Origin of the sequence: Luteitalea sp. TBR-22, assembly GCF_016865485.1 — a bacterium.
Taxonomy (GTDB): Bacteria; Acidobacteriota; Vicinamibacteria; order Vicinamibacterales; family Vicinamibacteraceae; genus Luteitalea.
Genome location: NZ_AP024452.1, coordinates 32,608 through 46,164, shown reverse-complemented (window position 1 = coordinate 46,164; position 13,557 = coordinate 32,608). Strand labels below are relative to the sequence as shown.

The following is a 13,557-nucleotide window of genomic DNA, read 5'->3' as shown; positions in this document are numbered from 1 at the left end:
ATCGTGGCCGGGCTTCAAGACGAGTCAGCGGGTTGCGGTGTCTCGGGAGGCCCCATGCCCCAACGTGAGAGGTCGCGCAGGGACGTCCTGCGGGAGTGCCTGGCTGCCGGCGTGTTGCTCGTGCCGGCCCGGTGGACCGAGGCCGAGGTCCTGCACGCGTGGATCGACGCGGAAGCCGAGCGCCAGCCCACGGCGCACGTCGAGATGGGCCCGTTCTACAAGCGCAAGGCGCCCGCGACCACGGCGTTGCGGCGGCCCGGCGACCCCGGGCTGCCGATGGCCGTGAGTGGCCGCGTGATCTCCGTGCACGGCGAGCCGGTGCGTGGCGCGACCATCGAGATCTGGCAGGCCGACGACCACGGGCTGTACGACCTCGAAGGCTACCGGTTCCGCACCTCGCTGGCGCCGCCACCATCAGGCGCCTACGCCTTCGAGTCGATCATGCCCGGCCACTACCCGGCGCGAGTCGCCAGGCACGTGCACTACTTCGTGACCGCGCCAGGCTTCAGGCCGCTCAGCACGCAGCTGTACTTCTCGACCGACGAGGTCTTCGAGGGCAACGTCGACAAGAACTTCTCGAGGGATCCGCTGATCACGTCGCGCACGCTGGTACGTCCGGTGACGCTGACAGGGAAGCCCGAGGCCGCGCTCGCGTCGGTGGAGTTCGAGCTGGTGCTCGAGAAGGCCTGACGTCATGCCCCGTATCCCCGTGGTGTTCTCGCTGCTCGCCGCGGTTCACGTCGGCGCCGGGTGCTCCGCTCCGCGCGAGGCCGCACCGCCGGTGGCGTCGGTGGCCGCCGGCGGCACCAGTGCCGGGGCCGTCGTGCACTCCGCCACAGTGACCCTTCCGACGCGAGTCACGAGCCTGGTCGCCGTCAACGGCTCCTCGTCGGTAGCCGTGGGCCTTGGCGATGGCCAGGTGGCCATCTGGACGACGACCGGCGCGCCCGTGCTGATGAAGCCGCACGACAGGAGCGTGCTCGCGGTCGGATCCTCCAAGGACGGCACCGAGGTGTGGAGCCTGTCCGAGGACGGCTCGCTCGCGCGGACACGAACGGCTGCTGGCGCATCGCCCGTGGTCGTGAAGGTCGATCTCGGCCCCGCGCCGACGCGCGCCGCGGCATTCTCCGCCGACGGCGCGATCCTGCTGACCGGCGGAGAGTTCGGCGACGTGCGGGTCTTCGACACCGCCACCGGCGGCCTGCGGCACACGCTGCGCGGCCACCGGACCGAGTTGCAGGCGCTGGCGGTGCGTCCCGGTTCGACAGTCGCCGCGACGGCGAGCGCGGAAGCCGACCTGCGCCTGTGGGACGTCGCCGCCGGCACGGCGATCACGGCCATCGCGCAGGATCTCTCGCTATTCGCCGTGGCCTTCAGTCCGCGCGGGGGCACGCTCGCGTCTGGTGGCGTGGACAGGCGCGTCACGCTGCGTGACGCAGCCTTCGCCAGCACCGCCACGGTGGATCTGAAGGCGCCCCTGATGGTCGGGGCGCTGGCCTGGTCGCCTGACGGCCGGTTCCTTGCCATCGGCGACATCGACGATGGCACCCTCGCCAGGGGCGGTCTTCGTATTGTCGACGCGACGACGCGGGCAGCGGTCGCGACGTTCGACACGGGAGGCGTGCCGCCGTCCGCACTCGCGTTCACCGGCGACGGCAAGGTCCTCGTCGGTGTCGTGGGTCGTGACGTCCGCGCGTGGCCCGTGTCGCAGCGGAACTGAACGGCGCGTTGTCGCGAAGGCGGCCGAGCCGACTGGTGGATGGCGACCCGGTTGCGGTTGTGAGATGCTGGCGCCTTGCCCCGGCTGACCTCACCGGATGGACGACGGCGTCCCCGGGGCCAAGGGGAGACCCCCATGAGTACATTCACGGCCGCCGGGCGCGCCCGGACCGGCATCGTGCTGCTGGCATGTGCGGCATGGCTCGCTGCGGCGGGTTGCTCGCGCGAACCCACCACCCCCGAGGCACGGCGACAGCGCGGCGACGAGATCGTCCGCCGGATGAGCGAGCACCTCGCTGCCGCCCGGACGTTCACGGTGGAGACCACCGACACCCGCCCGCGCATGCGGGGCGGCAAGGAAGTCGCCCTGCGCACGACGCGCCAGCTGACCGTGCGGCGGCCGGACCGGCTCGCGTTCCGCGTCACCGGTGACGTGGAGTTCAGGGGGTGGTTCGACGGCAAGAAGCTGACCTTCGTGTCCGACCCCAACAAGGTGTGGGCCAGGACCGACGGCGCCGCCACGATCGACGACACGCTCGACCGCCTGGCCGAGCGACTGGCGATGCCGCTGCCGATGGCCGACTTCGTCTACAGCTCGCCGTTCGACGCCTTGATCGGTCCCGACTCCAAGGGCGGCTACGTCGGACGTGAATCCATCGACGGCATCCCCTGCGTGCACGTCGCCTACCAGCACCCCGCCGTCGACTGGGACCTCTGGGTCGCAGAAACGGGCGACCCGCTGCCGAAGAAGTTCCGCGTCACCGACAAGACCGGCCGGCCGCGGACCACCGACGTGACCTTCACCGCGTGGACGTTGGGCGTGGCGGTCACCGACGCGACGTTCACCCCGGAAGTGCCCGCAGGATTCGAGCGGATCAAGCTCGTGGTGGCGGTCGACGACGGGCCCGCGTCGACTTCGTCTTCCTCCGAACCGGCGGCGACTGCTCCGCGGCCGTGACGATGCCGCGCACCGAGGTTTTCTGATGAACACCACATCGAGTCGCTGCAACTGGATCCGCCCGACGATGGCCCTGGCGCTCACCGGCGCGCTGGTGCTGCAGGCCATGCCGGACCTTGGCGCGCAGGTGCGCACGGCGCGTCGCGGCGGTGCCGTGAAGACCGAGGACGGTGGCGCCGCCGTCGGCCGACGCGGAGCGGCCGTCAAGACCGAGGACGGCGCCGCCGCGGTGACGCGGCGGGGCGCCGCCGTCAAGACCGAGGAAGGCGTGTCGACCGTGTCCAGGGGGGCGTATGGCGTCCCGCCACGCGGCGCCGTCGCCGTCGGAGAAGAGGGCGCAGCCGCGGTCACGCGTCGGGGCGCGGTCGTCGTGGGTGAAGAGGGCGCGGCGGCGGTCGGCCGCTATGGCTATCGGGGCGGGGTCGTCGTCTACGAGGACAACGACGCGTGGCGAACGGCGGCCGGCATCGCGGTCGGCGTGGCGGCCGGCATCGCGATCGGCACGATGTTGGCCAAGCCACCGAAGCAGGCGACGACCGTCGTGGTCAGCAGCACGACCTACTACTACGACGCCGGCACGTTCTACACCAAGGCGATGCACGAAGGACAGGTGGTCTACCAGGTGGTCGCCCCGCCGGTCGGCGCCGTCATCACCACCCTGCCGGCAGGCTGCACCTCGGTCACGTCCGGCGGGGTCACCTATTCGCAGTGCGGCCAGACGCGCTACCAGCGCGTGTCCTCCGGGTACCAGGTCGTGGTGGTGCAGTAGCGGTCGCGGCACGAGTCGGGTCCGGCGGCATATCCTTGCCGGCATGCGCCGCCGCGACCTGCTCTCCGCCCCCCTCGCCGCTGCCCTGACGACGGCCCGACCTGCGACCGCGCGAACGACCGTCGCGCAGCCGACGTCTCTCGACGCGTCCGACATCGCGTTCGACGGGCCCCTCGGTTCCCAGGGCGCGACGGCCACCCTCGTCGGCCCCGACCACTTCCGCATCGTGCTGGGCGCAGCGCCCAATCAGCCCGGCTGGCCCAACAAGCTCAATGCGCGCATCCTGCGCCACGCGCGTGGGCGCGCCCCGCGGCTCGACGTCGTGTTCCCGCAAGGCACCGACTACGCGTTCAACGAGTACCACCAGTCGTTCTCGTACGACGGCGTGCACTGGCACCCGCTGGCGTGGGAGCGCGGATACCTGGCCTCGCCTCTGGCCGACACGTTGCAGTTGCCGCCGCTGCAGGCCGACCAGGTGTGGATCGGCACGCAGACGCCGCTGTCGTGGGACGGCGATGCCCTCGGGCTGATCGCGCGGTGGCGCCAACACCCCGACGTCACGGTGCACACCGTGGGCAGGACGCTCGGGGGGCGTGACATGCTGCGGCTCGAGATCACGACCGCCACCAGCCCGCACCCACGATCGCGGCGCTGGGTGCACTACTTGGCCAACCAGCACCCGGGCGAGCACAACTCGCAGTGGCGCCTCGTGGGATTGGTGGACTGGCTGCTGAGCGATGCGGGCGCCGACGTGCGAGCGCGCCAGATCGTCCACGTCGTGCTGATGATGAGCCCGGACGCGCCGGCCAACGGCTGGTACCGCGTGAACGCGCAGGGCGTGGACATGAACCGCAGCTACAGCCCCGGCGGCGCGAACACCAGGCAAGCGCACGAGGCCTACCTGTGGCAGCGCGACCTCGAGGCCTTGATGGCGTCGGACGCGCCGGTCACCACCATCTGGGCCATCCACACCTGGTCGGGCATCGTCGAGCCGCAGCTGATCCCGGGGCCGGAACTGCAGGCCGGGTCGCTAGGCGACTGGACGGCACTGCGGCAGGCGCTGGCCTCGGCCGATCGACTCGGCCTGATCGAGCCCGTGACGCTCGCCAAGGTCGGTCAGTACGAGAACCGGACGTGGACCGACGGCCCGCACAAGCAGTTCGGGATCACGGCGATGCTGTGCGAAGGCGGCGCCGTGCTGCAGACGCGTCAACTCAATGAAGCGTCTGGCGCGGCGATCATCCAGGCGCTCGGGCGGTTCTACACAGGCGTCAAGCCCGCGCCGTGACGGGCGCGATGGCGGCGCGGGTCGGTCAGAACCGCACGCCCACCGAGAACGAGAACTCGCGCGGTGCCTGGTAGTCGCCCACGCCCGTGGGCTGGCCGAAGATGGGGCCGAGGTCGTAGTGCACGCCCTGCACCGGGGTCTGCGTGAACGGGTTGAACAGCTGGTACGACGAGTCGTTGGTGCGCGTGAGCACCGTCTCGTTGCCGCCGGTCTGCGCCGAGTGGTTGAACAGGTTGGTGACGATGCCCCGGAAGAAGATCTCCGAGCCGCCGAGCCCGGCGATCTTCTTGCCCCAGTACACCGACAGGTCGCTGCGGAACACGTTGTCGTAGCGCAGGTCACCGCGATCGCCGAAGAAGTACGGCACCGTCGAGGGCGGCGTCTGGTAGCCGGGGTTGGTCACGTACGGCCGCGGGTCGATCGTGCCATCGATGCTCGAGGCATCGGACGTGTCGAACCGCTCGAGGAACCCGAGCTCGAGGCGCCCGAGCGGTTCCGGCACGGGCACGCTGTACTGCACCCACGCACGCACCTTGTGGCGCTGGTCGTTGAAGTACCCGGTCGGGTAGCTCCACGACTCGCCGCGATACTCGGGCTGGTCGAGCCCGGAGAACCGCACCGGCCCGCTTCCCGTGTCCTCGCCCTCGAAATTGCCGCGCAGCCAGGACAGCGTGTAGTTGCCCCCGACCGTCACGCGGCTGCTGCGATAGCTGGCCTGCGCGACGAGGCCCTTGTAGCTGCGGTTGGCCACGTCCGTGTTGCCGACCACCGTGAGGTCGTACACGCGACCCGTCGGGTCGGTGACCTTGCCGGTGCTCATGTCGCGGTAGTCGCCGTAGAAGTCGGTGAACTCGCGATGCACCCAGTCGAGGCGCACGGTGGCACGGCTGCCGAGCTGCCGCACGAGGCCGGCGGTCCACTCGGTCGAACTCGGGGCCACCAGGTCCGTGCCCACCATCGTCGTCACACCGGGAATGCTGGGCGCGTTGCGCGTGGTCCGGTTGATGCCACCGTTGGCCTCGAACCAGCCGAAGATGATGGGCAGGGCCTGCTCTGCGGTGAGCAGCGGACGCGTCGGGTCGGCGTTGACGTTCGGGCCCTGGTAGAAGTAGCTGAACGTCGCCGTGCGGCCACCGGCAGAGCCGGCATCGACGATGGCGGTGCTCATCCCGGTGACGTAGCGCGCGAACCCGGCGTTCGCTACCCACCTGGCGCCGTCGTCGATCGACCACGTCGCGCCGAGGCGCGGGCTCCAGGCCGAGTCCTCCACCACCTGCGTCCCCGCCTGGTCCTTCGAATTGTTCCGGTCGTAACGCAGGCCGACGTTGAACGTCAGCCGCGTGTTCAGACGCCAGGTGTCGTTGGCGAACAACGACGTGGTGCGGATGTCGTTGCCCTGTGTCGGCGCCACCAGCGGCAGGTACTCGATGAAGGTCGTGTTGTCGCCGCGGAAGATCGGGTAGATGTCCTGCCCGTTGATGACCGCGCCGGTCGACTGTACGCGGAAGTTGCTGCCCGACTGGTAGTTGTCGTTCTCGCGCGTCTCGCGGTACAGGTCGGCACCGACGACGAGCGTGTGCGACCCGAACCGGGGCGTCGAGAGGAAGTAGCTGGTCTTGAGCAGCACGTTCCAGTTGTTGCGATCCTCGACGCCGCTGCCGCACACGGCGCAGAACGTCGCGGCGTTGAAGCGCGCCTGCCCGCGCGAGCGATCCCAGATCGGGGTGCCGTTGGGGATGTCGGTGAGGCGCCCGCCCGACCCGATGATGGCGTAGTCGCGCGCCGAGTACTGGCCCTCGACGAACCACGAGTCGGTGAGCACGCCGGTGTAGTTCAGCGACAGCAGGTCCTCGTCGTTGGCGTTGTCGTACAGGGACCGCGCGTCCATGATCGTGCCGAAGCTGTTGTTGATCGTGTCGAGCCGGCGCTTGGTGTAGGCCGCCTTGGCCGTGTGCTTCGTGGTGAGCGCGTACGTCAACTTGCCCTCGTAGCGCTTCTCGTCGTCCTTGCGTGTGTAGTTGTAGGCGGTGTAGCTGGTGGTGAGGTTCTCCTCGTTGTTCTCGAAGCGGCCGGCGGTGAAGAACCAGAGCCGCTCGCGGAGGACGGGGCCGCCGAAGGTGATCTCGTAGGTGGGCACCGTCTTGTCGACGGCCGCGTCGCCCTCGAACGGCGTCAGCGAGCCCCAGCTGTCGTTGGCGAACGAGGTGCGGAACGACCCGCTGAACCGGTTGCCGCCGGACTTGGTGACCATGTTCACGACGCCGCCCTGGAAGCGACCGTACTCGGCCGACAGGTTGCCGGTCGAGACCTTGGTCTCCTGGATCGCATCCTCGATGAAGAGGTTGCGGGCCTGGCCGCGCAGGTTCTCGTTGACCACCACGCCGTTGATGAGGAACTGGTTCTCGTACGACATGGCGCCCGAGATCATGATGTTGCCGCCCGGCCCGTTGTCCTGCACGCCAGGCGCCAGCAGCACGGCGGAGTTCAGCGTGCGCCCGACCGGCAGCAGCTCGATCTGCGAGGCCTTGAACGTCGTCGCCACCGTGAGCGCTGGACCGATCTCGGTGGCGGCGCTGGCCTGCACCTCCACTGTCTCGCTGACCGCCGACGGCGCGAGCGTCGCGTTGACCGTGACGGTTTCGGAGATCACCACGCCAACGCCGTCACGCCGTTGCGTCTGGAACCCCGCCAGCTCGATGACGACCGAGTACGTGCCCGGCGGGAGGAACGGGACGATGTAGTCGCCGCTCTCGGATGTCGTCACCGTTCGCGTGCCCTGCAACGCCGGCGACGAGGCCGTGACCGTCGCGCCAGGCACTGCCAGGCCGCCCGTGTCGGTGACCTTGCCGGAGATGGCCCCCGTGGGATTGCCCTGCGCCAGCGCGAGGACGGGAATCAGGACGACGCACGCGACGAGCGCGAACAGCCTGGCAGACATGGCCACCTCCTCGGCGGGCGAACTCGGCGATGACGGAAGCGGCTCGATTGTACGCGGGCAGGCCCGACCGCGGGCAAGGCGCCCGCAGTCGCGTGTGACGAGGATGGGACGAGACGGCCGGGAACCGGCCATTCATCGCAGGCGAACGGCTCCGACCCGCACGCCCTGAGCCTACTTCGGCGTGATGCCCAGCAGCCGCGCCATCGTCTCGCCGTAGATCTTCCTGCGGCTCGCCTCGGGGACCTTGTTGGCCTCGAGCATCGCCTCGTACCGCGCCAGCACGCTGTCGAGCGCCTCCGGGGCTTCGTCGGTGCCGAACACGAGTTTCTCGAAGGCGTAGACCGCCGTCGACGGGCTGTGCTCGGCCGGACCGTCCCACCAGAGGTACTCGCGGAACACCGTCAGGTTGTGCTGCTTCTTCTGCAGCGTCGAGCCCGTCACGTCGAAGTACAGGTTCGGCGACCAGCGCGCCGCCTCGGCCGCCTCGTCGTACCAGGGGTTGCCGAGGTGCGACCCGTGGATCTTCAGCTTCGGGAACGAGCGCGCGATCGTGTGCAGGAACGACGGCCGCATGCGCGCCATCGACGAGGGCTCCGGCTCGCCGCTGCCGCTGCCCGAGACGATGCCCGTGTGGAAGAGCGCCACGAGGCCGAGTTCCTGCATGCGCGCGTAGAGCGGGAAGTAGCCGAAGTCGTCCCAGTTGTACTTCGGCGTGTGCATCTTGATGCCCTTCACGCCAGCCTTCGCGAACGCCTCGACGTGCGCCCTCGCCTGCGGATGGTCGACGTCGAGGTGCCCGTACGGGATGATCACGTCCGGATACTGCTTCGCGGCGGCCATCAGCGCGTCGAGGTGCTCGATGCGCGTCAGCACGCACGCCATCGCGTTGCGCGCCCGATAGGTCTTCACGAGCGTCGGGATGTAGTCAGGCGTGTTGCGCCAGTGCTGGTGCGCGTCGATGACGAAGCGCTTCGGCACGGCCTGCTGCGCCGAGACGGGCTGAGTGCCCGGCCAGAGGAGGCACGCAGCGGCGATGGTCGTTGCGACTGTGACGGTGATCGAGCGGGCGAGGGGCATGGGGGTAGTCTGAGGGGCTTGGGGCTTGGGCCTCGGGCGTTGGGCCTTGGGCCTTGGAAAGGGCGCTCCCCAAGGCCGACGGCCGATGGCCCAGGGCCGGCGTGTGTTCAGATCCGTTCGGCGACCAGTTGCGCGAACTTCGAGCACGAGGTCGCGGCCTGGCCAGCGGTCACGAGATCGGCGGTGCGGTGGCCTTCGCGAATCGTGCGCGCCAGCGCCGACTCGATCGCCCGCGCCTCGTCCTCGAGCTGCCAGCTGTGGCGGAACACGAGCGCGAGCGAGCCGATCGCGCCTGCCGGATTGGCGACGTCACGGCCCGCCAGCGTCGGCGCCGACCCGTGCACCGGCTCGTAGAGCGCGCCGCCGTCTCCCAGGCTCGCCGACGGCAGCAGGCCCAGCGAGCCGCACACCGCGCCCGCCTCGTCCGACAGGATGTCGCCGAACAGGTTCTCGGTGAGCACCACGTCGTAGCGCGTCGGGTTGAGCGCGAGGTTCATCGCGAAGGCATCGACGTACTGGTGCTCGAGCGCCACGTCCGGGTAGTCGGCCGCCATCGCGGTCACCGTCCGGCGCCACAGCTGCGAGGTCTCGAGCACGTTGGCCTTGTCGACCGACAGCAGCCGCTTGCTCCGCGCACGTGCCAGCCCGAAGGCGACGCGCGCCACGCGCTGCACCTCGCCCACCGAGTACTTCATCGTGTTGTACGCCGACTGCCCGTCGGCCGCGATGGCGCGCGGCTCGCCGAAGTACAGGCCGCCGAGCAGCTCGCGCACGATGATGAGGTCGGTGCCGGCGGTGCGCTGCGGCTTGAACGGCGTCGCGTCCTCGAGGCCTTCCCAGGCCCGCGCCGGACGCAGGTTCGCGTACACGCCCATCGACGACCGCAGCGCCAGCAGGCCGGTCTCGATCTTCTGCTCACGCGGCAGGTGATCGAACGCCGGGTCGCCGACCGCGCCGAGCAGCACGGGATCGCCGGCCGTGCAGGCGGCGCGCGTGTCGTCGGGATACACCGGCAGGCCTGCGCGCAGCGCCGCGCCACCGATGGCGAAGCTGCGGGTCTCGACCTGATGGGAGAAGCGTTGGCAGACGGCCTTGAGGACGACCTCGGCAGCCGCCACCACTTCGGGGCCGATGCCGTCGCCAGGAAGCAGCACGAGCGAGCGAGTCATGCGGGGATTGTAGTTTGGAGCGGCGGATCGCGGATCGCGGATCGGGGATCGCGCCGGACGTCAGACGTCAGACGTCAAACGTCAAACGTCAAACACCATGCCCGTAGCCCACTGGGTGCGCCATGTGGGCGTGCTCGGCCTTGACCTGCGCGGCGATCGCCGCCAGTTCCTCGTCCGAGACGTGCTTCTGGGTGTCGGCCAGGGCGATCATCTGGCGGTACACCTGATCGAGCTCGCGCTTGCTGAAGGCGAAGCCGAGCGCCTCGCACTTCTGCGCCACGGCGTGGCGGCCCGAGTGCTTGCCGAGCACCAGCGTGGTCTTCGGCACGCCGACGCTGTCGGGCGACATGATCTCGTAGGTGCGCCGGTCCTTGAGCATCCCGTCCTGGTGGATGCCCGACTCGTGCGCGAACGCGTTGCGGCCGACGATCGCCTTGTTGGCCTGGACGGCCTCGCCGGTGAGCTCGGTCAACAACTGGCTGGTGCCGAACAGCTCGCGCGCGTCGATGCGCGTGCTGAACGGCGCCCGGTCGGCGCGCACGCGCGTGATCATCACGATCTCTTCGAGGGCGGCGTTGCCGGCGCGCTCGCCGATGCCGTTGATCGTGCACTCGACCTGCCGCGCGCCGCCATGCAGGGCCGCGATGCTGTTGGCCACCGCCAGTCCGAGGTCGTCGTGGCAGTGGGTGCTGAAGATCACCTGGTCGGCGCTCGGGACCGCGGCGCGGATCGCCTTGAAGAAGGCCTCGATCTCGTCGGGCGTCGAGTAGCCCACCGTGTCAGGCAGGTTGATCGTCGTGGCGCCGGCGTCGATCACCGCCTGGATGACCTGCGCGAGGAACGGGATGTCGCTGCGGGTGGCGTCCTCGGCCGAGAACTGCACGTCGTCGGTGTACTTGCGGGCCAGCGTGACCGCCTTGACGGCAGTCTCGAGGCATTGCTCGCGGGAGATGCGGAGCTTGCGCTCGAGGTGCAGGTCCGACGTCGCGATGAAGGTGTGGATGCGGCCCTTGCGAGCGGGGGTGATCGCCTGCCCGGCGCACTCGATGTCGGCCGTCGTGCAGCGGGCCAGCGCGGCAATCGTCGGCCCTTGCAGCTCCTGCGCGATCCGCTTCACCGACTCGGCGTCGTCGGCCGACGCGATCGGGAAGCCGGCCTCGATGATGTCGACGCCGAGCGCCTCGAGCCGGCGCGCCAGGGTCAGCTTCTCGGGGACGCGCAGCGAGAAGCCGGGCGCTTGTTCGCCATCCCGGAGGGTCGTGTCGAAGACGAGGACGTCGGTTGCCATGCGGACAGGTCTCCCTGTGTGCCACATTCCTCGGAGCGAGACCTGTTAGTCAAGGTTATAATCTTTCTGGAAATATAATCGGTTGCGCCACGCCCCATCGTCGGCAGGGGCAGGGAACCCCATGGATCTCGCTGAACTACAGGTATTTCTGACCGTTGCGTCCGAGCGGAGCTTCTCCAAGGCCGCCGCCCGGCTCCACCGCACACAGCCGGCGGTGAGCCAGGCCATCAGGCGCCTGGAGGACCACCTGGGCGAGCGCCTGTTCGACAGGGCGGCCAAGGACGGCAAGCTGACCGAGGCCGGGCGGGTGCTGCTCGACTACGCACAGCGACTGATGCGGCTCGCCGAGGAGGCCGACAGCGCCGTGCGCGAGCTCCGCGACCTGCAGCGCGGGCGCGTGCTCGTCGGCGCCAACGAGGCGGCGGTCCATGTGGTGCTGCCGGTGGTCGAGCAATTCCGGTTGGCGCATCCGCGGGTGCAGGTCGACATCCGCCGCGTGCCCAGCCGGCAGATCGGCGTCGAGGTCCTGCAGCGCAGCCTCGACGTGGGCGTCCTCAGCTTCCCGCCCGCCGAAAAGGGACTCGCCTCGGTCCTGATCGGCGACGACGAGCTCGTGATGCTGACCTCGCCCGACCACCCGCTCGCCGGGCGCGCTCAGGTGACGATGGCGGAGTTCGGCAGGCAGGACGTGATCGCGCACAACGAGGCGTCGCCGGCGCGTGAGCGAGTCCTCAGGCTCTTCGAGCAGCGGCACGAGCAGCTGAACATCACGCTCGCCCTGCCCAGCCTGGACGGGATCAAGCGGGCCGTGGAGATGGGCCTCGGCGTGGCCCTGCTGCCCCGTCGCTGCGCCATCGCCGAGATCACCAGTGGCCGGCTGGCTGCCGTGCCGGTCGCGCAGGTACGGCTCCCCCGCCACCTGCGGCTGGTCTACCCCGAGCAGGCGCAGCTCTCTCATGCCGCCCTCGCGTTCATCGAGGTGGCGCGCAAGTTCGAGAAGGACGTGTCGAAGGAGATCGCCGCCGCGGAGTAGGTAGGCTCGAGGCTACAGGCTCAAGGCTGAGCCGTACGCCGCGTCAGAGCCCGAACGTCTGCTGGTCCCAGCAGATCACCTTGCCGTCGCGGGCATGCACGACGGTGACGGCTCCGTCCTGCGAGACCACGTAGGCCAGCGTGGCGGGGTGGGCCTGACAGAGTCGGTACACCGATCGATGGCGGGTGCCGACACCGTCCACGACCTCGGCGACCGTGACCTCGGCTTCGAGGTCGATCGCGCGGTGGATCTGCAGCACCGTCTCGGCGACCGTGATCTCGCCGCCGAATCCGAGCAGCTCGAAGCGGCGATTCATCACCAGGGCGCCGTCCACCGACGCCAGCGACGCCATCAACTGCGCCAGCTCCACCACCGCATCTTCGAGCTCCCGCAGCTCGCGATCGTCGCGCTGGAGGTAGTACGCCCAGTCCACGTGCCCCACGCCGTCGCGGGCGGCCAGGGTCTGCAGGGTCTCGACGATGGAGAGAATGAGCTGGCGGAACCGTCGCCGGGTGTCCTGGTCGGCGAACCGGTACTTCAGCGTGACCCCGGGAATCTCGAGGTTGCCCTGGTCGTCGGGCGGCACGAGGAGCAGCGTGCCGCCGTGCCGGGCCCGCCGAATCGCCGCCAGCGCCCGGCGCAACAGGTGCTGCGCCACGGCACGCACGACGTCGTCGGAGACCGTCGGGCGGCCGGGGGACGAGGCGTCCGGAGCCCGGAGCCGGACGACCTCGGCGCGCACCGGCGCGAACAGCCGCGGCATCCACGTCGATCCGAAGACGTCGTGGCCGCTGTCGAGGACCTTGCCGCCCTGCAGCTCGAACAGCGGGATGGAGCCGCGGCCGAGCAGCAACTGTCCGGGGCCGAGCACGTGGACGACCAGCGCCTCCGGCAGCTTCGGTCCGTGGGTCGCGCGCCCGCTCTGGATGTCGCGCAGCCACTGCGCGCCCGACGAGGCGAGCCCCCAGATGTAAGGCGCACCCTCGCCCTCGGCGTGGATGCCGATCAGCGTGCGTTCGAAGTCGGCGGCCGGGGCGAGGCGGCGGAGTTCGCTGTCGGACAAGCGCCGCGACGGGTCGAACTCCAGCACCTGCAGGTGCAGGTCGCGGGGCGAGCACGCCGGCAACGCCGCCGGCGGTCCCACGAGCAGGCGGAACCGCAGCGGCCGCTGCTCCTCGGACAGCAGGCTGGCGTGGTAGGCGGTCTCGACGATCTCGCGCAGCGCGGCGTCGTGCGGCAGGCGGATGCGGGATGGACCGGCCTCGGCCCATCGACGGCCCAGCCGCGCCGACACGTCCGGCGGGTAGGCTCTGGTCAC

11 protein-coding genes are annotated in these 13,557 nt (G+C 70.0%); 6 read left to right on the top strand and 5 right to left on the bottom strand.

Annotation, left to right across the window (positions count from 1 at the left end):
- The first annotated feature begins 54 nt into the window (after window positions 1–54).
- The 5 genes from TBR22_RS00185 to TBR22_RS00165 all read left to right on the top strand — a co-directional run bounded on the left by TBR22_RS00185 (window position 55) and on the right by TBR22_RS00165 (window position 4,734).
- Window positions 55–690, top strand: a complete 636-nt coding sequence (locus tag TBR22_RS00185; protein ID WP_239490927.1) for a hypothetical protein — start codon at window positions 55–57, stop codon at window positions 688–690.
- Window positions 691–694: 4 nt separating this feature from the next.
- Complete coding sequence (locus TBR22_RS00180; protein ID WP_239490926.1) at window positions 695–1,720, top strand: WD40 repeat domain-containing protein; 1,026 nt, start codon at window positions 695–697, stop codon at window positions 1,718–1,720.
- Between the two features lie 135 nt (window positions 1,721–1,855).
- Window positions 1,856–2,677, top strand: a complete 822-nt coding sequence (locus TBR22_RS00175; RefSeq protein ID WP_239490925.1) for a DUF2092 domain-containing protein — start codon at window positions 1,856–1,858, stop codon at window positions 2,675–2,677.
- Window positions 2,678–2,702: 25 nt separating this feature from the next.
- The gene (locus TBR22_RS00170) at window positions 2,703–3,446 is read left to right on the top strand and encodes a DUF6515 family protein (protein WP_239490924.1); all 744 of its coding nucleotides are present in this window, start codon (window positions 2,703–2,705) and stop codon (window positions 3,444–3,446) included.
- Between the two features lie 43 nt (window positions 3,447–3,489).
- Window positions 3,490–4,734: a M14 family zinc carboxypeptidase gene (locus TBR22_RS00165; protein WP_239490923.1), complete on the top strand. Its 1,245-nt coding sequence runs from the start codon at window positions 3,490–3,492 to the stop codon at window positions 4,732–4,734.
- Between the two features lie 25 nt (window positions 4,735–4,759).
- On the opposite strand, the gene TBR22_RS00160 is transcribed toward TBR22_RS00165, so the two are convergent.
- The 4 genes from TBR22_RS00160 to TBR22_RS00145 all read right to left on the bottom strand — a co-directional run bounded on the left by TBR22_RS00160 (window position 4,760) and on the right by TBR22_RS00145 (window position 11,206).
- Complete coding sequence (locus tag TBR22_RS00160; RefSeq protein WP_239490922.1) at window positions 4,760–7,672, bottom strand: TonB-dependent receptor domain-containing protein; 2,913 nt, start codon at window positions 7,670–7,672, stop codon at window positions 4,760–4,762.
- A gap of 171 nt (window positions 7,673–7,843) precedes the next feature.
- A complete protein-coding gene (locus TBR22_RS00155) occupies window positions 7,844–8,749 on the bottom strand; it encodes an amidohydrolase family protein (RefSeq protein WP_239490921.1) in 906 nt (301 codons plus the stop codon).
- Between the two features lie 107 nt (window positions 8,750–8,856).
- Entirely contained in the window at window positions 8,857–9,918 is a 1,062-nt protein-coding gene (gene leuB, locus TBR22_RS00150; protein ID WP_239490920.1) for a 3-isopropylmalate dehydrogenase, read from the bottom strand.
- 88 nt (window positions 9,919–10,006) lie between these two features.
- Complete coding sequence (locus TBR22_RS00145; protein WP_239490919.1) at window positions 10,007–11,206, bottom strand: 2-isopropylmalate synthase; 1,200 nt, start codon at window positions 11,204–11,206, stop codon at window positions 10,007–10,009.
- Between the two features lie 121 nt (window positions 11,207–11,327).
- Between TBR22_RS00145 and TBR22_RS00140 the strand changes: the two genes are divergently transcribed.
- A complete protein-coding gene (locus TBR22_RS00140) occupies window positions 11,328–12,239 on the top strand; it encodes a LysR family transcriptional regulator (RefSeq protein ID WP_239490918.1) in 912 nt (303 codons plus the stop codon).
- A gap of 43 nt (window positions 12,240–12,282) precedes the next feature.
- Here the strand turns inward: TBR22_RS00140 and TBR22_RS00135 are convergent, their stop codons facing one another.
- Complete coding sequence (locus TBR22_RS00135; protein WP_239490917.1) at window positions 12,283–13,557, bottom strand: putative sensor domain DACNV-containing protein; 1,275 nt, start codon at window positions 13,555–13,557, stop codon at window positions 12,283–12,285.

What these genes read in the sequence shown, in the direction of transcription:
- leuB (WP_239490920.1), bottom strand. Translation starts at nt 9,918, where the DNA reads ATGACTCGCTCGCTCGTGCTGCTTCCTGGCGACGGCATCGGCCCCGAA.
- TBR22_RS00175 (WP_239490925.1), top strand. Translation starts at nt 1,856, where the DNA reads ATGAGTACATTCACGGCCGCCGGGCGCGCCCGGACCGGCATCGTGCTG.
- TBR22_RS00170 (WP_239490924.1), top strand. Translation starts at nt 2,703, where the DNA reads ATGAACACCACATCGAGTCGCTGCAACTGGATCCGCCCGACGATGGCC.
- TBR22_RS00155 (WP_239490921.1), bottom strand. Translation starts at nt 8,749, where the DNA reads ATGCCCCTCGCCCGCTCGATCACCGTCACAGTCGCAACGACCATCGCC.
- TBR22_RS00160 (WP_239490922.1), bottom strand. Translation starts at nt 7,672, where the DNA reads ATGTCTGCCAGGCTGTTCGCGCTCGTCGCGTGCGTCGTCCTGATTCCC.
- TBR22_RS00145 (WP_239490919.1), bottom strand. Translation starts at nt 11,206, where the DNA reads ATGGCAACCGACGTCCTCGTCTTCGACACGACCCTCCGGGATGGCGAA.
- TBR22_RS00140 (WP_239490918.1), top strand. Translation starts at nt 11,328, where the DNA reads ATGGATCTCGCTGAACTACAGGTATTTCTGACCGTTGCGTCCGAGCGG.
- TBR22_RS00180 (WP_239490926.1), top strand. Translation starts at nt 695, where the DNA reads ATGCCCCGTATCCCCGTGGTGTTCTCGCTGCTCGCCGCGGTTCACGTC.
- TBR22_RS00185 (WP_239490927.1), top strand. Translation starts at nt 55, where the DNA reads ATGCCCCAACGTGAGAGGTCGCGCAGGGACGTCCTGCGGGAGTGCCTG.
- TBR22_RS00165 (WP_239490923.1), top strand. Translation starts at nt 3,490, where the DNA reads ATGCGCCGCCGCGACCTGCTCTCCGCCCCCCTCGCCGCTGCCCTGACG.